Below are 22,409 nucleotides of genomic sequence, written 5' to 3' on the forward strand. Positions count from 1 at the left end.
GCGTGGGTTGCGGGGCAGGTCAGCGGCGGCGCGCGGCGCGCCACGCGATCCACAGCTTGCGGATCGGCGTCAGCGCGATGCGCTGGTGCAACACCTGGTAGCCGTCACGCTCGATTTCGTCGAGCAGCGCACCGGCCAGTGCGAGCTGCGCTCGCAGCGTGCGCTGCGCGCGACGTTCCGATGCGGGGATCGCCGCATCGGCGGCCGTGAGCGCTTCGCGTGCGCGGGCCGTCTGAAACTGCAGCAGCTCGGTGAAGGCCGGGCTGTAGCGGCCGTTCAGCAGATCGGCCGCGGTCACGTTGTAGCGCTGCAGTTCGTCGATCGGCAGATAGATGCGGCCGTGGCGCGCGTCGTTGCCGAGTTCCTGCACGAACTGCGCGAGCATCAGCGCGCGGCCTGCGTCCGCGGCCCACGGTTGCGGGTCGGCCCGATTCGCGGCGCTCGCACGTGCGACCAGCGATGCGAAGGTGCCGCCGACTTGCGCGATGTAGCGCTGCAGGTTCGTGAAATCCAGGTAGCGCGCCTGTTCGAGGTCCATCCCGTAACCGTTGACGAGCGTGCGCAGCGGTTCGGCTTCGGCCGCGATCGACGGATGATGTTGCGCGAGTGCCTTCGTGACCGGGTGCGACGGCTCGCCGGCGGCGAGTGCCGCGAGTTCCTTGTGCCACCACGCGAGCTTCGTGTGTCCGACGGTCGGGTCGCTGGTTTCCTTGACGGTTTCCTCGAGTTCGCGGCGCAGCGCGAACAGGGCCGTCAGGCGCGGTTCGGCGGCGAGCGGTGCCTGACGCAGCGCGTAGTAGACGCTGGAGCCCGCGGGGGCGGCCTTTTGCTGACAGTAGTCGTCGAAGTTCACGGGTGGGAGCGTGGCGGAGGCGGGTTCGGGGGCGGGCGCCGGCGCGTGGCCGGCACGTCGAGCGCGGCATTCTAGCACCGCTCTCCGACGGGCGCCGGCGGGGCGAGACAATGCTGCGCAGATCGGGTAGAATCTCGCGCTCGCCTGATCGGGCGTGCCGGCCGCGAGCCGGCATGAAGAGTGCCCGGGCGCGTGGATAACGCATCTTGCGTGCCGCGCGGTCAGGTGACGGAAATACGCGTGAGTGGCGAAATTGGTAGACGCACCAGGTTTAGGTCCTGACGCCCGCAAGGGTGTGCCGGTTCGAGTCCGGCCTCACGCACCAGAAGTCGAACGTGCCGCCTGACGGCCGTTCCCGAACAAGCGCTGCCGGTCGGCTGACCCGCAGCGCTTTTTCGTTGATGGCCTTCAGCCGGGATGATGCCGTTCGCGCTGGCACGGTAAACCGGCTACGTATAATATGAACAATGCCTTTCATACACGCGGGCTGTTCAACCGGGGCCGTCGATGACCAACACCATCCGCATGTCGATCGCCGTTCTGGCGCTGATGCTGGCAATGCCGGCTGTCGCGGCCACGCCCGCCGACAACGTCGCGTGGAGCGCAAGGCCCGAGCCGACCACCCGGAAGCCGCTGGACTGTTCCACTGCCACTTCTGCGGGGTGGCGGATCGCGGGCGGTGAGCGTCCTTCCACGGAATCGGTGCTGAAATCGGTCGGTACGGTGCTGGCTGTTTCCGCGCTCAGTGTTGTATCGAAGGGCAGCATGCAACAATCCGCGAACGCATGCCGGCCTGCAAATGGCTCGTAGATGAGCGCTGCGTCGTTCGACAAGCAAGCGCCGCGCGTCGACCGACCGCGGCGCTTTGTCGTTTCAGGCGCGCCTAATCCCAGAAACTCCTCACTGCGACCGCCACGATCACCGGTACCGAAAACACCAGCGGAATCGCGAAATACTGCGCTTCGCGATCGACGATCCAGCTATAGATCACCCACGCCGCGCCGATCGCGAACGTGACGAGGCCGACCAGCACGGCGGCGATGTTCAGTGCCAGCTTTGAGGGCTGGCGGCGCGCTTTGTCGTTGGTGTCGGGTTCGCGCGGAGACGATTTCATCTGAAGAGAGGCCTGGCAGGTGTAAAAGCACAGGAAACCCCATCCGCACCGATCGCGCAAGGGCCGGCGCACGCCGGCCCGGTATCGTTTGTCAGCGCGCGTTACAACCCGAACGACACGGCCAGTTCGTCGAGCAGTTCGCGCTGGAACGTGACGAACCGCTCGCCCGGCTGCTGCGCGATCGCGAGGTCGAGCATCGGATCGGCAACCTCGGTGCGCAGGCCGGCCAGTTCCTCGACGATCGCGAGCCCGCAGAACGGCACATAGGCCTCCGAATAGCCGCCTTCGTGAACGATCACGAGCCGCCCGCCGCAGTGGCGCTGCGCGGCCTTCTTCACCGCGCGCGTCATGAACCGGTAGCTGTCGGTATGGAGTTGCATGCGCGCGAGCGGATCGACCGCGCTCGCATCGAGGCCGCTCGCGACGATGATCAGCTCCGGGCGGAACTGTTCCAGCGCCGGCAGCACGATCCGCTCGAATGCGTAGCGGTATGCGTCGTCGCCGCTGCCCGCGAGCAGCGGCACGTTCAGGTTCGCACCGACGCCCGCGCCTTCGCCGCGGTCGCCGCCGCCGCTGTAGCCGGGCGGGAAGCAGCGGTCCTGATGCAGCGAGATCGTGAGCGTGTCAGGATCGTCATAGTAGATCGATTGCGTTCCGTTGCCGTGGTGCACGTCCCAGTCGATCACCGCGACGCGGTCGATGCCATGCTGCGCGCGCGCGGCCTCGATCGCGATCGGGATGTTCGCGAGCAGGCAGAAGCCCATCGGGCGATCGCGCAGGCAGTGATGACCGGGCGGCCGCGATAGCGAGAACGCGTTGGCCGCGCGTTCCGTGACGACCGCATCGACCGCCGCGATCGCAAGGCCCGCGGACAGCGCGGCGATCTCGTAGCTGCCCTTGCCGAACGGCGCGAGATCGCCGAGATCGCCGCCGTTCGCGTCGCTGAGCGCGCGAAAGGCGTCGAGATAGCTCGCAGGATGAATGCGCAGCAGATCGCCGGTCGTGGCCGGCGCTGCGCCGCGCATGTCGAGTTGCGCGGCGAGCCCCGACGCCTGAACGAGCGACAGGAGGCGGCGCTTCGAATCGGGCGATTCCGCGTAGCCGGCGCTCGACGGCGGCTGGACCCAGCCGCCGACCGGGAAGAACAGCGCGTGCGTGCCGCCGGTGTGCCAGAAGGTGCGTTCGTCGGTGAAGAAGGCAGTGCGATTCAGATTCATGGATGTGCTGGACCTGTCACGGTTGGGAGGAAACGGAAGCCGCGACAGTACGCGCGCGGCGATCGATATGGCGCAGTGCGGCGAACGACGCGATCGCGACGGCCGTCGCGGCCGCGAACAGCGCATGCATCGTGCCGCCGGCATCGAGCATCAGCCCGGCGAGCAGCGGGCCGGCCGCGAGGCCCGCGCCGATCACGAAATTGAGCGTCGCGACGAGACGCCCGGACGTGTCGATCTGCGCGACGGTCGCGAGAATGAACGGCAGCACGAAGGTCCACGCGAACTTGAACGCGAAGATCGCGGCGCTGTAGCCGCTCGCATGCGACATCGCGGCGAGCGCAACCAGCGCCGCCGCGAGCAGCGCGTAACCGGCGGCCAGCATCGCGCGCCGCGCAAGCCGGCCGCCCGCACACGACGCGAGGGCCGCGCCGGCGATCCCCATCACGCTCGCGATCGCGAGCACGTTGCCGGTCGACTGCGGATCGAGTCCGGCCTCGGCTGCGGCGCGGCTCGCGAAGGTCCACACGCTGCCGATCGCGAGATAGAACGTCAGCACCGCGCCGATCGCGAGCGCCACGAAGTGTCGCGGCGTATGCGTCGCGGCGCCGCGCGCGGCTTGTACCGACACGGTCCGTGCACCGAGCGTCGCCGGAAAGCCGCGCGACAGCGGTGCCGCAAGCAGCGCGAGCGCAGCCAGCGCGACATACAGCGCACGCAGCCCGAACGCGGCGAACACGTGAGGCAGCACGAACAGGCCGATCGCACCTGCGATCAACTGGCCGACGACCCACAGCCCGTACACGCGGTCGCTGTTCTCGCTCGTGGCCGCGCTGGTCATGCAGAGCACCATCAGCGAGCCGCCGCCGAGCGCGGTGACGGCGCGCAGCGCGAGCAGCGCGACGAAACCCGGCATCCACAGCGCGGTCAGCAGGTTGCCCGCGCCGAACAGCGCAATTGCGCATGCGGCGACGCGACGCGCGTCGACGCGGCCGAGCCACAGGTACGACGGTACGGTCGCGAGGCTGAACGCGCCGAGTTCGACGAAGAAGTAAGTGCCGATCTGCGACGCTGACAGCCCGAGCTGTGTCGCGAGCTGACCGGCGACGGCCGGCGCGACGAGCAGCAAGAGCGGCGTGATGGCCGCGAACACGACGAGCGCGACGAGCGTCGAGCGTGCGAAAGTCGACGCGCGGCCGTCGGACGGCAGCGCGGCATCGGAGCAAAGGGTTTTCATGGCGGGATCTCGCTGGAGGGAATCAGAACAGGTGGTACATGCCGACCATCGCGCCGAACTGGGACGCACCGGCGAGCGGCGTCGGGTCGTATTCGTAGACGGTCTGCGAGCTCTGGCCGCTGTTGCGCGCATAGCCGAGGTTCACGTACGCGACGGTGCGTTTCGACAGCGCATAGGTGGTGCTCGCAATGAACAGCGTCGGATGGCCGATCGCCGGCGTGTGCGAATTGGTGTGATAGACGCCCGCGTTCAGCCCGATTCCACCCGCCGTCAGATACCGGGCGCCGCCCCAGACGATCGTGCGTGCCGCGTCGAGGTCACCTGTCAGGCGCTCCACGCCCGCGTAGACGGTGAGCGGCAGCGTCGCAAAGGCGTAACGCGCGGCGAGCGTGCCGAGTTCGCGGCGGCGTGCGGACGCGTCGTCGGCTGCCGATGCGTCGCCGTGCGCCTGATGCAGTACCGCGCTGACCGACAGGCCGTTGCTCGTGTACTGGCCACCGAGTTCGAGCACGCGTCCGGCGCGGGTATTGCCGGCGACGCCGGCCGTCGCGGCGAGCGCCTCGACGTCGAAGCCGGCGAACGTCGGCGACTGGTACTTGACCGAGTGGTCGATGAAGTTCGCCGTGATCGGCACGATCACGCCCTGGCCGCTGTACGACGCGTACCACAGCGGGTCGTAGAACAGCGTCTTGTCGAACAGCACGCTGAACTGCCGGCCGAGCGTGACGGTGCCGACCGGGCCCGCGACACCCACGTACGCGCCGCGGAAGAATGCAAAGCCGGGGACGGTCGCGGTGCCGTCGTTGACGTTGAGGCCCTGTTCGAGCCTGAACAGCGCGCGCCAGCCGCCGCCGAGATCCTCGTGACCCTTGAGGCCGATCTGCGACGGCAGGATGCCGTAGTTCTGCAACTGCACGGCCGCGTGCCGTCCGTCGGCATGCGTCAGATACTGCACGCCGGCGTCGAGCGCGCCGTACAGCGTGAGCGTCGATTGCGCGTGCGCGGCAGCGCTGCACGCGGCGAGCGTCGCGGCGGCCGCGGCCGCACGGATCAAGCGGGGTTTCGTCACGTCGGGTTCTCCATACCGTCCTGCATCGGTTTGTCGTTGGTGTTGTCGCGACGCAGTGTCCGTAGCGGGAAAGCCGCCGAACAGTCGTGCAGATGAACGGTATGGAAAACCCGCGGTGAGCGGCATGGACGTGCCGCCACGCCGCAGCGCGGCGTGCTGCGCAGCAGCAACGCGTCGCGCACCGTTCAAATGGATGGGGTTGCCGCGGGGTCCGGTAGCGGGACCCGCCAAAAATGCCGGTCGCTATAATCGGCCGGTCTGCGTTGCGCGCATCAGCGGCCCGATCGGGCAGGGGAGCGGAAGGTGAGGATCACGACGGATATCGGGCAGGATCTCGACGCGCTGCGCGACGTGCCGGCCGCGATCGTGCTCGACGAATCCGCATGGCGGCCGCTGCCGCCCCGCCGTGCCGATTTCGACGGCGTCACGCGCGGTGACGCATCGCGGCGCGAACTCGGCCTGATGTTGCTCGATCTGTATGCGGTGGCCGCGCAGTCGGGCATCGGTGAGTTCGAGGGCCGTTTTTTTTCGCTGCTGCAGGCGCTCATCCCGTTCGACGCCGCATGGACCGGCGTCGCGACGCACGCGGCGACCGGCCCGGTGATGCACAACAGTTTCCTGTACCGTCTCCCGCATGCGTTTTTCGGCGACTGGAAACGCGTGCGCGACTGCGATCCGCTCGCGCATCGCACGCTGCTCGGCGCGCACGGCCGCGCGGTCCGACTGTCGGTCGTCGAACCGGGGTTCGACGCGCGGTTTCGCGACTGGTGCGTGAAGTACGGGCTGGCGCAGTTGATGTGCGTGTGCACGCTCGATCGCCGCTTCGGGCTGACGACGTTCATGTCGATCTACCGCCAGGGCCTGAATCGCCCGTTCAGCGACGACGACGCGAGCCGCTTCGAGGAAGTGATTCCGCATCTCGCGGCCGCGCTCACGATTAATCGCGCCGCGCAGCTCACGCGCGAGCGCGGCGATGCGGTGGCGCCGGCGGCGCGTGCGCTGTGCGACAACTTCGGCGTGCTGCATCACGCCGATCACGGCTTCGACGACGTGCTGCGGACCGAATGGCCGGCGTGGACGGGCCCGCGCGTGCCGGCGCCGCTGGTCGCGCATGTGCGGCGCCAGGCGGGCCAGCCGTTCATCGGCGATGCGTTGCGCATCCAGTGCGTGCCCGTCGCGGGGTTGTTCCAGATCGAGGCGCGGCCGCGCTCGCTGCTCGACCGGCTGAGCCCGCGCGAGCTGGCAGCGATCCGCTTTTACGGCGCCGGGCGTTCGCACAAGGAGGTCGCGCAGCAGATGGCGATTTCGCCGACGACGGTGCGCCACTACCTGCGCTGCGCGTACCGCAAGCTCGGCATGCATGACAAGAGCCAGATTGCCGGCGTGCTGGGTGCGACGGGCAGCGCGTCCGACGACGAGCCGGCAGAGGCGAGCGGTGCGCCGCGTTGAATCGCTCATGCGCGCACGTGCCGCGGGCGCTCGCACACATGGTTGTGTCCGCAACCATTGAGCGTTATGCTCGTCAGCTCCCAGCAGACGGAATCCCATCATGAACGACACGAATTCAGGGTCGGTGCGCGCGGCGGTGGTCGGCGTCGGCGCGATCGGCGGGTTGCTCGCGGCCGCGCTGTCGCGCGCCGGCATGACCGTGAGCGCATACGCGCGCGGCGTGACCCTCGACGCGCTGAACGCGCACGGCGTGCGCGTGATCGACGAGACGGGCGCCGTGTCGTCGGTGCCGGTGCGTGCGAGCGACGACGCAGCCGCGCTCGGCGTGCAGGACTACGTGGTGATCGCGCTGAAGGCACAGGCGTTGCCGGCGCTGGCCGCGCGCATCGCGCCGCTGGTCGGGCCCGACACGGTGATCGTCGCCGCGATGAACGGGCTGCCGTGGTGGTTCACGCACGGGCTCGCGGGGCCGATCGACGGCGTGCCGCTCGACGCGGTCGATCCGGCCGGCGCGGTGTCGGCGGCGCTGCCGCCCGCGCAGGCGATCGGCTGCGTCGTGCACCTGTCGTCGAGCACCGACGCGCCGGGTATCGTGCGCCGCGGACGCGGCAATCGGCTGATCATCGGCTCGCCCGATCCGCGGCTCGACGCGCCGACCGCGCGGTTCGCGGCAGCGCTCGCCGCGGGCGGCTTCGACGTCGAGTCGACGCCGGCGATCCGCACCGAGATATGGGCGAAGCTGTGGGGCAACATGAACATGAATCCGCTGAGCGCGCTGACGGGCTCGACCGCCGAGCAACTGCTCGACGATCCGTTCACGCAGGATCTCGCGTTGCGGATGATGGAGGAGGCTGCCGCGATCGGCGCGAAGCTCGGCCTGTACACCGGGATGAGCGGGCCGGAGCGGATCGCGGTCACGCGCAGGCTCGGCGCGTTCAAGACATCGATGCTGCAGGATTTCGAGGCCGGGCGACCGCTCGAGACCGGGCCGATCCTCGGCGTGTTTCCGGAACTGGGCCGCAAGCTCGACGTGCCGACGCCGTATTGCGACGCGGTGCTCGGGTTGCTGCGTCAGCGCGCGGCGAACAGCGGGTTATAGCGCAACGGTGTGCGGGCACGCGCAGTGTGATGAAGTGCGACGGGAAGTCGCCCGGTGCGTGCCCGGCGGGGGGTAATCCGGCGCGCAGCCCCGGCACTCGCGCAACCCGGGCGGCCCGCCGAATTCGTCGGAATAAAACCGGGCGCGCCGGATCGCTGGTGATGGGTTGGTGCGGCCGTCACGATGCGGGCGCGGTGCGGGATTGGCCTCGCGCCGCGACTCAGTCGTCCCGTTCGGCGGCGGTCGCGACCACCTTGTCGAGCAGTCGCTCGAACGTCTGGCGCTCGCTGTCGGACAGGCACGCGAGCAGGCCTTCATTCCACTTGCGCACGATCGGCATGATCTTGCGATGCAGCGCGCGGCCGTCGGTGGTCAGTGCGATCAGCACGATTCGGCCGTCTTCCTCGCTCGCGCTGCGCTCGAGCAGCCCCTGGCGCAGCAGCGCTTCCGCCGCGCGGCTCGCCTGGCTCTTGTCGAGATTGGTGTGGCGCGCGAGATCCATGATCGAAAACGGACCGAAGGCGCCGACGGCGGCGATCACGCGCGCCTCGGGCAGCGAGATGTCCAGCTTGTGCCGGTACACCTCGGCGATCCCGCGGTCGGATCGCTTCGTGAGCGCATGGAGGCGATAGGTCAGAAACTGATCGAGCCCGGCTTGACGGCCTTTCATGTCGAATCCTGAAAAAAAAGGGCGGGCCCGATTGTTCCTGTATCGCGCGCTCGGGTCAACGGTCAGTGTGCGCCGTACTTCAGCCGTGTCAACTGCTCGGCCTCGTTTGCGAGCAGGTTGGCCGCGTCGCGGATCGCGACGTCGAGCGTGATCGGACCGGGCGCGGGCGAGAAGCAGCCGGAAAAGTGTTCGGCCAGGCGCGGCAGCGCGGCCGGGTCGACCGCGCCCGACAGCAGCGACGCGGGCACGCCGGCGACCCGTGCATGACGGCAGGCGATGAACGGCGCCTTGCCGTGCAGCGTCTGCACGTCGGAACGGCCTTCGCCGGTGATCAGCCAGTCGGCGCCGGCGAGCGCCGCATCGAGCCCGACCTGTCGTGCGACGACTTCCGCGCCGGCTTCGAACTGCGCGCCCAGCATGTGCAGCGCGAAACCGAGGCCGCCCGCGGCGCCGGCACCCGGCAGGTCGCGGCTCCGGCGGTCGAGCGCTGCCTCGAGCAGGTCGGCGAAGCCGGCGAGTGCGGCATCGAGGGTGGCGACCTGCTCGGGCGTCACACCCTTTTGCGGGCCGAACACCGCGGTCGCGCCATGCGGGCCCGTGAGCGGGTTGTCGACGTCGGACATGCCGATGAATTCGGCTTCCTTCAGGCGCGCGTCGAGCCCCGACGCGTCGATTCGCGCGATGTCGGCGAGTCGCGCCGGGACGGGTTCGACCGGCTGGCCGGCCGCGTCGAAGCACTGCAGGCCGAGGCCCGCGAGCAGCCCGGCGCCCGCGTCGTTGGTGCTGCTGCCGCCGAGCGCGACGAAGAAGCGGCGTACGCCTTCGTCGAGCAGCGTGCGGATCGCTTCGCCCATCCCGCGCGTGCTGCGCGCATCGACCGGCACGCTCATGCCGACGGCGTCGGTGATGCCGACGATCTCGGCCGTCTCGACGATCGCGGTGCGCGCGTCGATCACGCCGACTGCCGCGTCGCGGGCCGCGAGCGACGCGCCGGCGACCCGCAGCGCGCGCCGCGTGCCGCCGCCCGCCAGCATCGCGTCGAGCGTGCCCTCACCGCCGTCGGCCATCGGGCAGCAGCGCACGACCGCATCGGGCCGGGCACGGCGGATGCCGGTGGCGATCGCGTCCGCGACCTGCTCGGCGGAAAGCGAGCCTTTGAACGAATCGGGCGCGATGACGACGACAGGCGCGGACGGGGGTTGCGGCATGGTGTCTCCGGAAGGCGTAATTGGTGTGAGGAATCGGGGCCGCGACCGCGGCGCACCTCAATTGCAGCTTACAGGATGGTGGCCCCGTGGTGGATACGGCGTTCGGCATAGCGACGATCCGCGTCCACAACCCTGCAGGGGAGCGGGCGGGTACGGCGGGTGGGCACCTATGTCGCGCCGATCTGGCGGTATCAGGAAGATTGTTTGCTAGAATAGTCGATTCTTCCGGCCAAAGCCGTGCTCCGAGCCGCTTGCGCTAGCCATCCGGCGCGTGCAGGGATGGCGTGGCGCTCCGGCGCGGCGTGTGGATCCGACGCAACTCATGCGACGCAACTCACGCCGCAGGCAGGCACGGCAAGGAAAACCCGATTCGCTCGAATAATTTTAGGACGATTGAAGCCATGGCTAACGTTGTTGAGAACCTCGGCAAGCTTGAACGCCGCGTGACGATTTCCCTGCCGAAAGACACCGTGCAGAAGGAAATCGACGCCCGTATCCAGAAACTCGCGAAGAACGTTCGCATGCCGGGTTTCCGCCCGGGCAAGGTGCCGCTGAAGATGGTCGCCCAGCAGTACTCGGGTCAGGTCGAAGCGGAAGTGCTGAGCGACAAGATCGGCCAGGAATTCTTCACGATCAGCCGCGCGGAAAACCTGCGCGTGGCCGGCCAGCCGAGCTTCGAGCCGAAGCAGGAGCAGGCAGAAGATGCGTACGCGTTCGACGCGACGTTCGAGGTCTACCCGGAAGTGAAGATCGGCGATCTGGCGACGGCTGAAGTCGAGCGCTCGACGACGTCGATCGGCGACGCCGAAATCGATCGCACGCTGGACATCCTGCGCAAGCAGCGCGTGCACTTCCACGCACGCGGCGAAGCCGGCGAACACGGCGACGGCGGCGCGGACACCGCAGCGAAGAACGGCGACCGCGTGACGGTCGACTTCGTCGGCAAGATCGACGACGTCGCGTTCCAGGGCGGCACGGCCGAAGACTTCCCGTTCGTGCTCGGCGAAGGCCGCATGCTGCCGGAATTCGAAACGGCAGCACTCGGCCTGAAGGCCGGCGAAGCACGCACGTTCGACCTGAAGTTCCCGGATGACTACCACGGCAAGGACGTGGCGGGCAAGACGGCGCAATTCACGGTCACGATGAAGAAGATCGAGTGGCCGCACCTGCCGGAAATCGACGGCGAATTCGCGAAGTCGCTCGGCATCGAAGACGGCGACCTGACGAAGATGCGCGGCGAGATCAAGGACAACCTCGAGCGCGAAGCGAAGCGTCGCACGCAGTCGATCGTCAAGAACCAGGTGATGGACGCGCTGCTGAAGATTTCCGAACTCGACGTGCCGAAGGCGCTGATCGAGCAGGACCAGCAACGCCTCGTCGAAATGGCTCGCCAGGATCTGGCGCAGCGCGGCGTGCCGAACGCGAAGGACGCACCGATCCCGGCCGAGATGTTCGCCGAGCAGGCAGAGCGTCGCGTGAAGCTGGGCCTCGTGCTGGCCGAGCTCGTGAAGTCGAACAGCCTCGAAGCGAAGCCGGAGCAGATCCGCGCGGAAGTCGACGAGTTCGCGAAGAGCTACGAAGACCCGAAGGAAGTGGTCCGCTGGTATTATTCCAACCAGCAGCGCCTCGCCGAGATGGAAGCGTTCGTCGTTGAAAGCAACGTCGTCGACTTCGTGCTGGGCAAGGCAAAGGTGACGGACAAGGAAGTGAGCTTCGAGGCACTCGCGAGCGCATCGGCGCAAGCGTAAGTGTCGCTCTAGCGGCGTGCCGGCTGTCGGAGCGACGGCCCGCACGCCGTTTTTACGTCAAGCGCACGGTTGCCATTAATATGGCGATTGAGCGGGCGGCTTCCCTCCGTTCAATTTTCCATTCGAACAAGGTTCATTGAATGATCACTCGCGCTGAATTGCTGGACATGCTTGCTTCGAACGCGCCGCAGGGTTTCGAGGCGCAAGCGCTGGGGCTGGTGCCGATCGTCGTCGAAACGAGCGGCCGCGGCGAGCGTTCGTACGATATCTATTCGCGTCTCCTGAAGGAGCGCCTGGTGTTCATGGTCGGCGAAGTGAACGACCAGACCGCCAACCTCGTGGTCGCGCAACTGCTGTTCCTCGAGAGCGAGAATCCCGACAAGGACATCAGCCTCTACATCAACAGCCCGGGCGGCTCGGTGTCGGCCGGCATGGCGATCTACGACACGATGCAGTTCATCAAGCCGGACGTATCGACCCTCTGCATGGGCCTCGCGGCCAGCATGGGCGCGTTCCTGCTCGCATCGGGTGCGAAGGGCAAGCGCTTCGCGCTGCCGAACTCGCGCGTGATGATTCACCAGCCGCTCGGCGGCGCACGCGGCCAGGCTTCCGACATCGAGATCCAGGCGCGCGAAATCCTCTACCTGAAGGAGCGGCTGAACAACCTGCTCGCGCAGCACACGGGCCAGGACGTCGAGCGCATCGCGCGCGACACCGACCGTGATAACTTCATGTCGAGCGAGGACGCGAAGGCGTACGGGCTGATCGATCAGGTGCTGTTGAAGCGCCCGTAAGTTTAAGTGGGGTGCCGCCCCGATTTGCGCGGCGCCCCGGCCACGTCCCGAGTGCCTTGAGCATCTGCGGCAAGCGCATCCAGCCGGCTCCGGTCGCGCCCTAGGCGCGGCGTTCGGAGCATTCGGCGTATCATGTCATCTACCTGTCCGGAGGCTCTACATTCATGGCGGACAAAAAAGGTTCGAACAGCGAGAAGCTGTTGTATTGCTCGTTTTGCGGGAAGAGCCAGCATGAGGTGAAGAAACTCATCGCGGGCCCGTCGGTATTCATCTGCGATGAGTGCATCGACCTCTGCAACGAGATCATTCGCGACGAGGCGGCTGCCGCCGGCGTCGAGGCCAGCCTGTCCCGGTCGGATCTGCCGAGCCCGCAGGAAATTCGCGACATCCTCGATCAGTACGTGATCGGCCAGGAGCGCGCGAAGAAGATCCTCGCGGTGGCCGTGTACAACCACTACAAGCGCTTGAAGCACCTCGACAAGAAGGACGACGTCGAGCTGTCGAAGAGCAACATCCTGCTGATCGGCCCGACGGGCTCCGGCAAGACGCTGCTTGCGCAGACGCTCGCGCGGTTGCTGAACGTGCCGTTCGTGATCGCCGATGCGACGACGCTGACCGAAGCCGGCTACGTCGGCGAGGACGTCGAGAACATCATCCAGAAGCTGTTGCAGAACTGCAACTACGAGGTCGACAAGGCTCAGCGCGGGATCGTCTACATCGACGAAATCGACAAGATCAGCCGCAAGTCGGACAACCCGTCGATCACGCGCGACGTGTCGGGCGAGGGCGTCCAGCAGGCACTGCTGAAGCTCGTCGAAGGCACGATGGCGTCGGTGCCGCCGCAGGGTGGCCGCAAGCACCCGAACCAGGATTTCATCCAGGTCGACACGACCAACATCCTGTTCATTTGCGGCGGCGCGTTCGACGGTCTCGAGAAGGTGATCACCGACCGCACCGAAAAAACCGGCATCGGCTTCGGCGCGACGGTCAAGAGCAAGCAGGAACGCGACGCGGGCGAAGTGCTGCGCGAAACGGAACCGGAAGACTTGATCAAATTCGGTCTGATCCCCGAATTGATCGGCCGTCTGCCGGTGGTCGCGACGCTCGGCAAGCTCGATGAAGCCGCACTGATGAAGATCCTCGTCGAGCCGAAGAACGCGCTCGTCAAGCAGTATCACAAGCTGTTCGCGATGGAGCGCGTCGAGCTGGAAATCCGGCCGGGCGCGTTGCAGGCAGTCGCCCGCAAGGCGATCCGCCGCAAGACCGGCGCGCGCGGTTTGCGTTCGATCATCGAACAGGCGCTGCTCGACGTGATGTACGAGCTGCCGGCGATGAAAGGGGTCAGCAAGGTCATCATCGACGAGAACGTCATCGATGGCGACGGCAAGCCCCTGCTGATCTATGAGGACGCGCCGAAGGTGGCGGGTTCGAACTGACCGGCTTGCCGACGATGTTCTGCGAAAAAGGCCGTTCATGAGACCGTGGGCGGCTTTTTTTCGTTTATCTTGTGGGTAACTCTGACTCGAAACGCGGTGGTTACTTTCTTACCGAATATTTCCCGCACTTGAAGGCTTGCAATTCGTTGTGGCGGCCTCAATTACCGAACAATTGATTCCACTCATGGGGAAATGAAATGTCAGGCACCCAACTTCTCCCGCCGGAACGCATCACGCTCCCGCTGCTGCCGCTGCGGGACGTCGTCGTTTTCCCGCACATGGTCATTCCGCTCTTCGTAGGCCGGCCGAAATCGATCAAGGCCCTCGAAGCAGCGATGGAAGGCGGCAAGCACATCATGCTCGTCGCCCAGAAAACTGCAGCCAAGGACGAACCGACCGAAAAGGACATGTACGAGGTCGGTTGTATCGCCAATATCCTGCAGATGCTGAAGCTGCCGGACGGCACCGTGAAGGTGCTCGTCGAGGGCCTCCAGCGTGCGAAGGCATTGTCGATCGAAGAGCAGGAGACGCAATTCTCCTGCGAAGTGATGCCGCTCGAGCCCGATCACGCCGACAGCGCGGAAACGGAAGCGCTGCGCCGCGCCATCGTGTCGCAGTTCGACCAGTACGTGAAGCTGAACAAGAAGATCCCGCCGGAGATCCTCACGTCGCTGTCGGGCATCGATGAAGCCGGTCGCCTCGCCGACATGATCGCCGAGCGTCTGCCGCTGAAGCTCGACCAGAAGCAGCACATCCTCGAGATGTTCCCGGTCATCGAGCGCCTCGAGCACCTGCTCGCGCAGCTCGAAGCCGAGATCGACATCCTGCAGGTCGAAAAGCGCATCCGCGGGCGCGTGAAGCGCCAGATGGAAAAGAGCCAGCGCGAGTACTACCTGAACGAACAGGTCAAGGCGATCCAGAAGGAACTGGGCGAAGGCGAAGAGGGTGCGGATCTCGAGGAACTCGAGAAGCGCATCAACGCCGCGCGCATGCCGAAGGACGCGAAGAAGAAGGCCGATGCCGAGCTCAAGAAGCTGAAGCTGATGTCGCCGATGTCGGCGGAAGCGACCGTCGTGCGCAACTACATCGACACGCTGATCGGCCTGCCGTGGCGCAAGAAGAGCAAGGTCAACAACGATCTGTCGAACGCCGAACAGGTGCTCGACGAGGATCACTTCGGCCTCGAAAAGGTGAAGGAACGGATCCTCGAGTATCTCGCGGTGCAACAGCGCGTGGACAAGGTCAAGGCGCCGATCCTGTGCCTCGTCGGGCCCCCGGGCGTCGGCAAGACCTCGCTCGGCCAGTCGATCGCCCGTGCGACGAACCGCAAGTTCGTGCGCATGGCGCTGGGCGGCGTGCGTGACGAAGCCGAGATCCGCGGCCACCGCCGTACGTACATCGGCTCGATGCCGGGCAAGATCCTGCAAAGCCTCACGAAGGTCGGCGTGCGCAATCCGCTCTTCCTGCTCGACGAAGTCGACAAGATGGGCATGGATTTCCGCGGCGATCCGTCGTCGGCGCTGCTCGAAGTGCTCGATCCGGAACAGAACCACACGTTCGCCGACCACTACATCGAAGTCGACTTCGACCTGTCGGACGTGATGTTCGTCGCGACGTCGAACTCGCTGAACATCCCGCCGCCGCTGCTCGACCGGATGGAAGTGATCCGTCTGTCGGGTTACACGGAAGACGAGAAGGTCAGCATCGCCCAGCGTTACCTGCTGCCGAAGCAGAAGAAGAACAACGGTCTGAAGGAAGGCGAGATCGAAGTCACCGAGCAGGCGATCCGCGACATCATCCGCTACTACACGCGCGAAGCCGGTGTGCGTTCGCTCGAGCGGGAAGTGTCGAAGATCTGCCGCAAGGTCGTGAAGATGCTGCTGCTGAAGAAGGCATCGGGCGCGATCAAGGTCGATGGCGAGAACCTCGATACGTTCCTCGGCGTGCGCAAGTACGACTTCGGCCTCGCGGCGAAGGAAAACCAGGTCGGTCAGGTGACGGGCCTCGCGTGGACGGAAGTCGGCGGCGACCTGCTGACGATCGAAGCCGCGGTGATGCCGGGCAAGGGCAATGTAATTCGTACGGGTTCGCTCGGCGACGTGATGAAGGAGTCGGTCGAAGCTGCGCGTTCGGTCGTGCGTTCGCGTTCGCGCCGTCTGGGTATCAAGGACGAAGCGTTCGAGAAGCAGGATATCCACATCCACGTGCCGGAAGGCGCGACGCCGAAGGACGGTCCGTCCGCCGGCGGTGCGATGACGACCGCGCTGGTATCGGTGCTGACGGGTATCCCGGTGCGTGCCGATGTCGCGATGACGGGCGAGATCACGCTGCGTGGCGAAGTGCTGCCGATCGGCGGGCTGAAGGAAAAGCTGCTCGCAGCGCATCGCGGCGGCATCAAGCTCGTGCTGATCCCGGAAGAGAACGTGAAGGATCTCGCCGAGATTCCGGACAACGTGAAGAACGCGATCGAGATCGTGCCGGTCCGCTGGATCGACAAGGTGCTGGAACTCGCGCTCGAGCGTTCGCCGACCCCGCTGCCGCCGGAAGAAGAGGCGAAGGCGGCGGCACCGGTCGCCGATGCGGCGAAGGATGCCGGCTCGACGGAATTCGTCAAGCACTAAGCATCGCGACACCGTTCTTCCTGACGGTTGTTCACGAAACCCGCGGCGTAGCCGCGGGTTTTTTTATGCGTATCGGAATCGTGCGCGCGAGCGTTAAAAATATTCGCGCCAGGGCTTTGCAAAATGATCGGGGATGAATTAAACTTGCGGGCTCGCTGGTTGTTGATGCCGAAACGCAGATCGCAGCCAGAACGAATCGGAAACGGGTGCTTAGCTCAGCTGGTAGAGCGGCGCCCTTACAAGGCGTAGGTCGGGGGTTCGAACCCCTCAGCACCCACCAGTTTCCTGATTCAGCCAGACCAAGGAGCGGTAGTTCAGTCGGTTAGAATACCGGCCTGTCACGCCGGGGGTCGCGGGTTCGAGTCCCGTCCGCTCCGCCAAAAAAATGAAAAAGCCCGCCTTGTGCGGGCTTTTTCATTTGTATCGTTGATCGCGCCCGCTTGCGGGCGCGTGACTGCGGCGCGGAGGAAGCCGCCTGCGCGGCTTCCGGCGGGACGCGAAGGGCTGCGCTTGCAAGCGCAGCCGCGGCCTGCAGGATGTAGGCGAGTCCCGTCCGCTCCGCCAGAAAATGAGAAAGCCCGCCTTGTGCGGGCTTTTTCATTTGCGTCGCCGGTTGCGACCGCTCGTTGCGCGCCTGCTTTTTTCCCGTCCCACCCCGTATGTTGTAATATCGGTCGTTTTGTCCAATTTTCCCGTCACGCATGCTCGATTTCTTCCGTAATCACCAGCGCCTGATGATGGCGCTCCTGCTCCTGATCGTATTGCCGGGGCTGGGTTTCGTCGGGATCCAAGGTTTCCGCGGCTTCTTCGACGACAGTGCGAACGTCGCGGCGATCAACGGGCACAAGATCACGCGGGTCGAATTCGACGGCGCGTTCCGCCAGCAGATCGACCAGGCGCGCCAGGCGCTTGGCGGGCAGTTCGACATCAAGGCGTTCGACACGCCCGACCATCGCAAGCAGGTGCTCGATGGCCTGATCCAGCAACGCGTGCTGGCCGACGAGACGCAGCGTCTGCACCTGACCGCGTCCGACAACGCAGTGCGCGACGCGCTGATGAGCGACCCGATGATCGCGTCGCTGAAGAAGCCCGACGGTTCGATCGACGTCGAACGCTATGCGCAGCTGCTGTCGTTCCAGGGGATGACGCCCGAGCAGTACCAGGAGCGCGTGCGCTACAGCCTCGCGCTGCAGCAGATTCCGGCAAGCATCGTGTCGAGCGCGTTTACGCCGAAGAGCCTCGCGGAACGTCTGTCGGGGCTGGCCGCGCAGCAGCGTGAAGTGCAGGCGCTCGTGCTGAAGACGGGCGACTATGCCGCGAAGGTGCAGCCGACCGACGCGCAGCTCGCCGCGTACTACGACGCGCACAAGCAGAGCTTCGCGACGCCGGAGACCGCGACGATCCAGTATCTCGTCTATTCGCCGGCGGCGGCCGCCGCGAGCGCACAGCCGACCGATGCGGACATCAAGAAGTTCTACGACGACAACCCGACGCACTTCCGCTCGGAAGCGCAGGTGCGCGTGAGCCACATCTTCATCGCCGCGGCGAGCAATGCAAGCGCGGCCGACAAAGCGGCCGCGAAGGCGAAGGCCGAGCAACTGCTGGCCGACGTGAAGGCGCATCCGGACCAGTTCGCGCAGATCGCGCAGAAGAGCTCGCAGGACGCGCCGTCGGCAGCGAAGGGCGGCGACCTCGGCTTCATCACGCGCGGCTCGACGGCGGGCGGCAAGGCATTCGACGACGCCGCATTCGCGCTGAAGCAGGGCGACGTGAGCGGTATCGTGCAATCGGATCTCGGCTTCCACATCCTGAAGGCGACCGAAGTGAAGCCGTCGGTGATCAAGTCGTTCGCGGACGTGAAGGACCAGATCGCAGTCGAGCTGAAGCAGCAGTACGCAGCGAAGGCGTTCTCGGACAACGCGGAAGGCTTCACGTCGACCGTCTACGAAAAGGCGAAGACGCTGCAGCCGGCCGCCGACAAGTACAAGCTGACGATCCAGACGGCCAGCGTCATGCCGACGCCGAACCCGCAGCTGCCGCCGACGAGCCCGTTGAACAATCCGAAGTTCCTTGCCGCCGTGTTCGCGAACGACTCGGTGAAGAGCCAGAACAACACGCAGGCGATCGACGTGGGCAACAACACGCTGATCTCGGCGCGCGTCACCGACCACAAGTCGGCTGCCGTGCCGGCGCTCGACGCGATCAAGGACGTCGTGCGTCAGAAGGTCGTCGCCGAGCAGGCCGCGGAACTCGCGAAGAAGGACGGAGCGGCGAAGCTGGCCGAGCTGCAGAAGTCGAAGTCGGCCGATGGCTTCACGGCGGCGCAGAAGGTGTCGCGCACGCAATCGCAGGGCCTGACGCCGGCGGCGCTGAGCGCCGTCTACAAGGTCGATGCAAAGACGCTGCCGGCCTACGTCGGTGTCGATCTCGGTGCGGACGGCTACGCGATCTATCGCGTGAACGCGGTGATCGCGGGTTCGGCGGTCGATCCGCAGCAGCTCGCGGCCGCGCAGCAGCAGATGGCGCAGGTCGAAGCCCAAAGCGAAGGCGAAGCGTATCTCACCGCGCTGCGCGATCGCTCGAAGGTGAAGCTGTACGGAACGGCACCGAGCCAGTCGCAGGACGGCGGCAACTAAGCGCCGTTCACGGTTTCGCACGCAACAACGAAAAGCCCCGCTTCGAGCGGGGCTTTTTGCTTTCCGGCGCGGGGCGAGTCGTCAGCCGCGCGGCCTGCCGAGCAGCGGCTTCAGCGCCGGCCACACGTTATCGAGCAGGATGCCCTGCGCCTGCTGCGCGGGATGCATCTGGTCGGACTGGAACATCTCCGGCTTGTTTTCGATCCCGGCCAGCAGGAACGGCACGAGTGGTACGCCGAGCTCCTTGGAGAGCCGCGTATAGACCGCGTGGAATTTTTGCGTGTAGTCGGGGCCGTAGTTGGGCGGCACGTACATGCCGACCAGCACGACCTTCGCTCGTGCCTGACGCGCATCGGCGATGATGTCGCGCAGGTTCTGCTCGGTCGTCGCGAGCGGCACGCCGCGCAGCGCATCGTTTGCGCCGAGCTCGACGACGACGATCGACGGCTTGAGCCGCTGCAGCACCGCGGGCAGCCGCGCGCGGCCGCCGCTCGTGGTGTCGCCGCTGACGCTCGCGTTCGCGACGCTATAATCGATTCGCTCGGTTGCGAGCCGTTGCCGCAGCAGCGCAACCCAGCCGGTGTCGCGCGGCAGCCCGTATTCGGCTGACAGGCTGTCGCCGAGCACGACGAGCGCGGGCTGGCCCGATGTCGGGGTCGCAGCCGTCGCAGCGCGTGCGGGCACGGTTGATGCGACCAGGGTACCCAGCAGCGCGGCGAGCGCCGCGCGTCTTCTCCAGCGGAATGTCGTGTCCATGTTCAAGATTACCGATCCGATCATCGAAGTCCATGACGTGTGCAAGCGGGTCGCCGATGCAACCGGCGAGCTGACGATCCTCGACGGCATCACGCTCGCCGTGCAGCCCGGCAGCAGCCTCGCGATCGTCGGTGCATCGGGGTCGGGCAAATCGACGTTGCTCGGCCTGCTTGCCGGGTTGGACAGCGCGACGAGCGGTACGGTTCGCTTGCTCGGCCGCGCGCTGGATCAGCTCGACGAGGACGAGCGCGCCGCGCTGCGCAACGGCGCGGTCGGGTTCGTGTTCCAGTCGTTCCAGTTGATGCCGCATCTGACGGCGCTTGAAAACGTGATGTTGCCGCTCGAGCTGCAGGGCGGCATCAGTGCGCGTGACGCGGCCGATCGTGCCCGCGCGCTGCTCGTGCAGGTCGGTCTCGGCGAGCGCACCGCGCATTATCCGAAGCTGCTGTCGGGTGGTGAGCAGCAGCGTGTCGCGCTCGCGCGTGCATTCGTCACGCACCCGGCGATCCTGTTCGCCGATGAGCCGACCGGCAGCCTCGACGCAGCCACGGGCCATGCGGTCATCGACCTGATGTTCGAGTTGAATCGCACGCACGGCGCGACGCTCGTGCTCGTCACGCATGATGCCGAACTCGCGCGGCGCTGCGCGACGACGGTGACGATCGACGCCGGACGCATCGTCGCACCGCACGCGATGTAGCGCGACGCTGAATTTTCTTGCCGGACGCGCAAGGTCGATCGCCCTGTGCGTCCGGCATGCGCATGACGCTGTCGCGTCAGCGCTTGAGTGCTGCGCGCGCGCGTTCGATCAGCGCGGTGGTCGACGAATCGTGCTTCGCGGGATCGACCGACTCGGCCGACAGGTCGGCTTCGACGACCTTGCCGAGAATCTTGCCGAGCTCGACGCCCCACTGGTCGAACGGATTGATGTCCCACACCGTCGCCTGCACCAGCACCTTGTGCTCGTAGAGTGCGATCAGCGCGCCGAGCGTGCGCGGCGTCAGCGCATCGACGAGCAGCGTCGTCGTCGGGCGATTGCCGGGGAAGGTCAGGTGCGGCGCGAGCGCTTCCTTGCCGGGGCCGGCGACCTTGCGCGCTTCGTCGAGCGTGCGGCCGAGCATCAATGCTTCACTCTGCGCGAAGCAGTTCGCGAGCAGCTTCGGATGATGGCTCGCGAGCGGATGCTCTGGCGTCAGCACCGCGACGAAGTCGATCGGCACGATCGTCGGGCCCTGGTGCAGCATCTGGAAAAACGCGTGCTGGCCGTTGGTGCCCGGCTCGCCCCACGTGACGGCCGACGTCGGGTAGTCGACGAACGTACCGTCCAGGCGCGCTGACTTGCCGTTGCTTTCCATCTCGAGCTGCTGCAGATACGACGGCAGGTAGTGCAGGGCTTCCGAATACGGCGCGACGAGGTAGCTTTGCGAGCCGAAGAAGTTGCGGTACCAGATGCCGATCAGGCCGAGCAGCACCGGCAGGTTGCGCTCGAGCGGCGCTTCGCGGAAATGGCGGTCCATGTCGTTCGCGCCGGCGAGCAGTTCGTCGAACTGCTCGGGCCCGATCGCGATCATGATCGACAGGCCGACCGCCGACCACAGCGAATAGCGGCCGCCGACCCAGTCCCACATTTCGAACACGTTGTCGGCGGAGATGCCGAACTTCACGACTTCGGCCGGGTTCGCCGACACGCCGACGAAGTGCTTCGCGAGCGCGTCCTCGGGGCAGCCGCGCGCGATGAACCAGTCGCGCAGCGAGCGTGCATTCGTCATCGTCTCGAGCGTCGTGAACGTCTTCGACACGATGATCGCAAGCGTTTCTTCCGGGTCGACCTGTTCGAGCACGCGCGCGAGATCGGCGCCGTCGACGTTCGACACGAAGTGAGTCGAGATGTCCGGCGTCGCGACATGGTGCAGCGCGTGCGTGACCATCTTCGGCCCGAGATCCGAGCCGCCGATGCCGATGTTGATCACGTGGCGGATGCGCTTGCCGGTGTAGCCCGTCCACGCGCCGTCGCGCACGGCGCGCGCGAAGCTCGCCATCTTGGCGCGCTCGGCGCTGACCTGCGGATGGAACGGCGCATGCGGGTCGGTCGCGCGCAGTGCCGTGTGCAGCGCGGCGCGGCCTTCGGTCGGGTTGACGATCTCGCCGGCGAACATCGCGTCGCGGCGCGCTTCGACGCCCGCTTCGCGGGCCAACTGCACGAGCAGGCGCAGCGTTTCGTCGTTGATGCGGTTCTTCGAGAAATCGGCCGCGAGGCCGCCGCCCGGGATCGTGAAGCGTTCGGCGCGAGTCGGTGCGCGGTCGTTTTCCGGCGTGAACCAGTCGCGCAGCCGTGCATGGCGGATTTGTTCGAAGTGGGATTGAAGGGCAGTCCAGGCGGGGAGCGAATTCAGCGTCATGGCGGTTCGAGTGAAGCGTGAATCGGGAGGAATGCCGCGCCGGCGCATCGGGATCGGAAGGCCGGCGGACGAGCGGGCCCGCCGTGCGGCGGGGCACTCAGTATAG

The 22,409-nt window shown here is 66.4% G+C and carries 18 protein-coding genes and 3 tRNA genes; 11 read left to right on the top strand and 10 right to left on the bottom strand.

Annotation, left to right across the window (positions count from 1 at the left end; genetic code table 11):
- Positions 1-19 precede the first annotated feature (19 nt).
- The gene (hpnD, locus tag GEM_RS07405) at positions 20-853 is read right to left on the bottom strand and encodes a presqualene diphosphate synthase HpnD (protein ID WP_014896796.1); all 834 of its coding nucleotides are present in this window, start codon (positions 851-853) and stop codon (positions 20-22) included.
- 238 nt (positions 854-1,091) lie between these two features.
- Between hpnD and GEM_RS07410 the strand changes: the two genes are divergently transcribed.
- Positions 1,092-1,178, top strand: a tRNA-Leu gene (locus GEM_RS07410).
- A 166-nt stretch (positions 1,179-1,344) separates the two neighbouring features.
- On the opposite strand, the gene GEM_RS31775 is transcribed toward GEM_RS07410, so the two are convergent.
- The 5 genes from GEM_RS31775 to GEM_RS07435 all read right to left on the bottom strand — a co-directional run bounded on the left by GEM_RS31775 (position 1,345) and on the right by GEM_RS07435 (position 5,487).
- Positions 1,345-1,620, bottom strand: coding sequence for a hypothetical protein (locus tag GEM_RS31775; protein ID WP_014896797.1), 276 nt, complete (start codon positions 1,618-1,620; stop codon positions 1,345-1,347).
- A gap of 116 nt (positions 1,621-1,736) precedes the next feature.
- A complete protein-coding gene (locus GEM_RS07420; RefSeq protein WP_014896798.1) occupies positions 1,737-1,967 on the bottom strand; it encodes a hypothetical protein in 231 nt (76 codons plus the stop codon).
- Positions 1,968-2,068: 101 nt separating this feature from the next.
- Positions 2,069-3,178 (bottom strand): class II histone deacetylase, encoded by a 1,110-nt coding sequence (locus GEM_RS07425; protein WP_041490631.1) that lies wholly within the window; start codon positions 3,176-3,178, stop codon positions 2,069-2,071.
- A gap of 22 nt (positions 3,179-3,200) precedes the next feature.
- On the bottom strand, positions 3,201-4,418 hold the full coding sequence (locus tag GEM_RS07430) for an MFS transporter (protein WP_014896800.1): 1,218 nt from the start codon (positions 4,416-4,418) through the stop codon (positions 3,201-3,203).
- Positions 4,419-4,440: 22 nt separating this feature from the next.
- On the bottom strand, positions 4,441-5,487 hold the full coding sequence (locus tag GEM_RS07435; RefSeq protein WP_014896801.1) for a porin: 1,047 nt from the start codon (positions 5,485-5,487) through the stop codon (positions 4,441-4,443).
- A 303-nt stretch (positions 5,488-5,790) separates the two neighbouring features.
- Here GEM_RS07435 and GEM_RS07440 point away from each other — a divergent pair, with 303 nt between their 5' ends.
- Positions 5,791-6,936 (top strand): helix-turn-helix transcriptional regulator, encoded by a 1,146-nt coding sequence (locus GEM_RS07440; RefSeq protein ID WP_014896802.1) that lies wholly within the window; start codon positions 5,791-5,793, stop codon positions 6,934-6,936.
- Between the two features lie 100 nt (positions 6,937-7,036).
- Positions 7,037-8,035 (top strand): 2-dehydropantoate 2-reductase, encoded by a 999-nt coding sequence (locus GEM_RS07445; RefSeq protein WP_014896803.1) that lies wholly within the window; start codon positions 7,037-7,039, stop codon positions 8,033-8,035.
- A 220-nt stretch (positions 8,036-8,255) separates the two neighbouring features.
- Here GEM_RS07445 and GEM_RS07450 read toward each other — a convergent pair whose 3' ends face one another.
- Together GEM_RS07450 and GEM_RS07455 are read right to left on the bottom strand one after the other, a co-directional pair.
- Positions 8,256-8,705 carry a MarR family winged helix-turn-helix transcriptional regulator gene (locus GEM_RS07450; RefSeq protein WP_014896804.1) on the bottom strand — a complete coding sequence of 150 codons (450 nt, stop codon included), beginning with the start codon at positions 8,703-8,705 and terminating at the stop codon, positions 8,256-8,258.
- Between the two features lie 62 nt (positions 8,706-8,767).
- Positions 8,768-9,913 (bottom strand): glycerate kinase, encoded by a 1,146-nt coding sequence (locus GEM_RS07455; RefSeq protein ID WP_014896805.1) that lies wholly within the window; start codon positions 9,911-9,913, stop codon positions 8,768-8,770.
- Between the two features lie 401 nt (positions 9,914-10,314).
- Here GEM_RS07455 and tig point away from each other — a divergent pair, with 401 nt between their 5' ends.
- From tig to GEM_RS07490, 7 genes are all read left to right on the top strand, one after another.
- Entirely contained in the window at positions 10,315-11,661 is a 1,347-nt protein-coding gene (gene tig / locus GEM_RS07460; RefSeq protein ID WP_014896806.1) for a trigger factor, read from the top strand.
- A gap of 140 nt (positions 11,662-11,801) precedes the next feature.
- The gene (clpP, locus tag GEM_RS07465) at positions 11,802-12,455 is read left to right on the top strand and encodes an ATP-dependent Clp endopeptidase proteolytic subunit ClpP (protein WP_006496351.1); all 654 of its coding nucleotides are present in this window, start codon (positions 11,802-11,804) and stop codon (positions 12,453-12,455) included.
- Between the two features lie 164 nt (positions 12,456-12,619).
- Positions 12,620-13,891 carry an ATP-dependent Clp protease ATP-binding subunit ClpX gene (gene clpX / locus GEM_RS07470; protein ID WP_014896807.1) on the top strand — a complete coding sequence of 424 codons (1,272 nt, stop codon included), beginning with the start codon at positions 12,620-12,622 and terminating at the stop codon, positions 13,889-13,891.
- A 197-nt stretch (positions 13,892-14,088) separates the two neighbouring features.
- Positions 14,089-16,512 (top strand): endopeptidase La, encoded by a 2,424-nt coding sequence (lon, locus tag GEM_RS07475; protein WP_014896808.1) that lies wholly within the window; start codon positions 14,089-14,091, stop codon positions 16,510-16,512.
- A 204-nt stretch (positions 16,513-16,716) separates the two neighbouring features.
- Positions 16,717-16,792 (top strand) — tRNA-Val (locus tag GEM_RS07480).
- Between the two features lie 23 nt (positions 16,793-16,815).
- A tRNA-Asp gene (locus tag GEM_RS07485) sits at positions 16,816-16,892 on the top strand.
- Between the two features lie 321 nt (positions 16,893-17,213).
- Positions 17,214-19,148, top strand: coding sequence for a SurA N-terminal domain-containing protein (locus GEM_RS07490; RefSeq protein ID WP_014896809.1), 1,935 nt, complete (start codon positions 17,214-17,216; stop codon positions 19,146-19,148).
- Positions 19,149-19,229: 81 nt separating this feature from the next.
- Here GEM_RS07490 and GEM_RS07495 read toward each other — a convergent pair whose 3' ends face one another.
- Positions 19,230-19,904, bottom strand: a complete 675-nt coding sequence (locus GEM_RS07495; protein ID WP_041490478.1) for an arylesterase — start codon at positions 19,902-19,904, stop codon at positions 19,230-19,232.
- Here GEM_RS07495 and GEM_RS07500 point away from each other — a divergent pair.
- Positions 19,903-20,604, top strand: a complete 702-nt coding sequence (locus GEM_RS07500) for an ABC transporter ATP-binding protein (RefSeq protein ID WP_014896811.1) — start codon at positions 19,903-19,905, stop codon at positions 20,602-20,604. The two genes, GEM_RS07495 and GEM_RS07500, sit on opposite strands and share 2 nt — an antisense overlap.
- A gap of 76 nt (positions 20,605-20,680) precedes the next feature.
- On the opposite strand, the gene pgi is transcribed toward GEM_RS07500, so the two are convergent.
- Positions 20,681-22,303 (bottom strand): glucose-6-phosphate isomerase, encoded by a 1,623-nt coding sequence (gene pgi / locus GEM_RS07505; RefSeq protein ID WP_014896812.1) that lies wholly within the window; start codon positions 22,301-22,303, stop codon positions 20,681-20,683.
- Positions 22,304-22,409 lie beyond the last annotated feature (106 nt).

Source organism: Burkholderia cepacia GG4, assembly GCF_000292915.1.
Taxonomy (GTDB): Bacteria; Pseudomonadota; Gammaproteobacteria; order Burkholderiales; family Burkholderiaceae; genus Burkholderia; species Burkholderia cepacia_D.

Excerpts from the sequence above, each read along its gene's own strand:
- GEM_RS07450 (WP_014896804.1), bottom strand. The coding sequence starts at position 8,705 with ATGAAAGGCCGTCAAGCCGGGCTCGATCAGTTTCTGACCTATCGCCTC.
- tig (WP_014896806.1), top strand. The coding sequence starts at position 10,315 with ATGGCTAACGTTGTTGAGAACCTCGGCAAGCTTGAACGCCGCGTGACG.
- GEM_RS07490 (WP_014896809.1), top strand. The coding sequence starts at position 17,214 with ATGCTCGATTTCTTCCGTAATCACCAGCGCCTGATGATGGCGCTCCTG.
- clpP (WP_006496351.1), top strand. The coding sequence starts at position 11,802 with ATGATCACTCGCGCTGAATTGCTGGACATGCTTGCTTCGAACGCGCCG.
- GEM_RS07445 (WP_014896803.1), top strand. The coding sequence starts at position 7,037 with ATGAACGACACGAATTCAGGGTCGGTGCGCGCGGCGGTGGTCGGCGTC.
- GEM_RS07500 (WP_014896811.1), top strand. The coding sequence starts at position 19,903 with ATGTTCAAGATTACCGATCCGATCATCGAAGTCCATGACGTGTGCAAG.
- pgi (WP_014896812.1), bottom strand. The coding sequence starts at position 22,303 with ATGACGCTGAATTCGCTCCCCGCCTGGACTGCCCTTCAATCCCACTTC.
- GEM_RS31775 (WP_014896797.1), bottom strand. The coding sequence starts at position 1,620 with ATGCTGCCCTTCGATACAACACTGAGCGCGGAAACAGCCAGCACCGTA.
- GEM_RS07495 (WP_041490478.1), bottom strand. The coding sequence starts at position 19,904 with ATGGACACGACATTCCGCTGGAGAAGACGCGCGGCGCTCGCCGCGCTG.
- clpX (WP_014896807.1), top strand. The coding sequence starts at position 12,620 with ATGGCGGACAAAAAAGGTTCGAACAGCGAGAAGCTGTTGTATTGCTCG.
- GEM_RS07430 (WP_014896800.1), bottom strand. The coding sequence starts at position 4,418 with ATGAAAACCCTTTGCTCCGATGCCGCGCTGCCGTCCGACGGCCGCGCG.
- GEM_RS07420 (WP_014896798.1), bottom strand. The coding sequence starts at position 1,967 with ATGAAATCGTCTCCGCGCGAACCCGACACCAACGACAAAGCGCGCCGC.
- lon (WP_014896808.1), top strand. The coding sequence starts at position 14,089 with ATGTCAGGCACCCAACTTCTCCCGCCGGAACGCATCACGCTCCCGCTG.
- GEM_RS07455 (WP_014896805.1), bottom strand. The coding sequence starts at position 9,913 with ATGCCGCAACCCCCGTCCGCGCCTGTCGTCGTCATCGCGCCCGATTCG.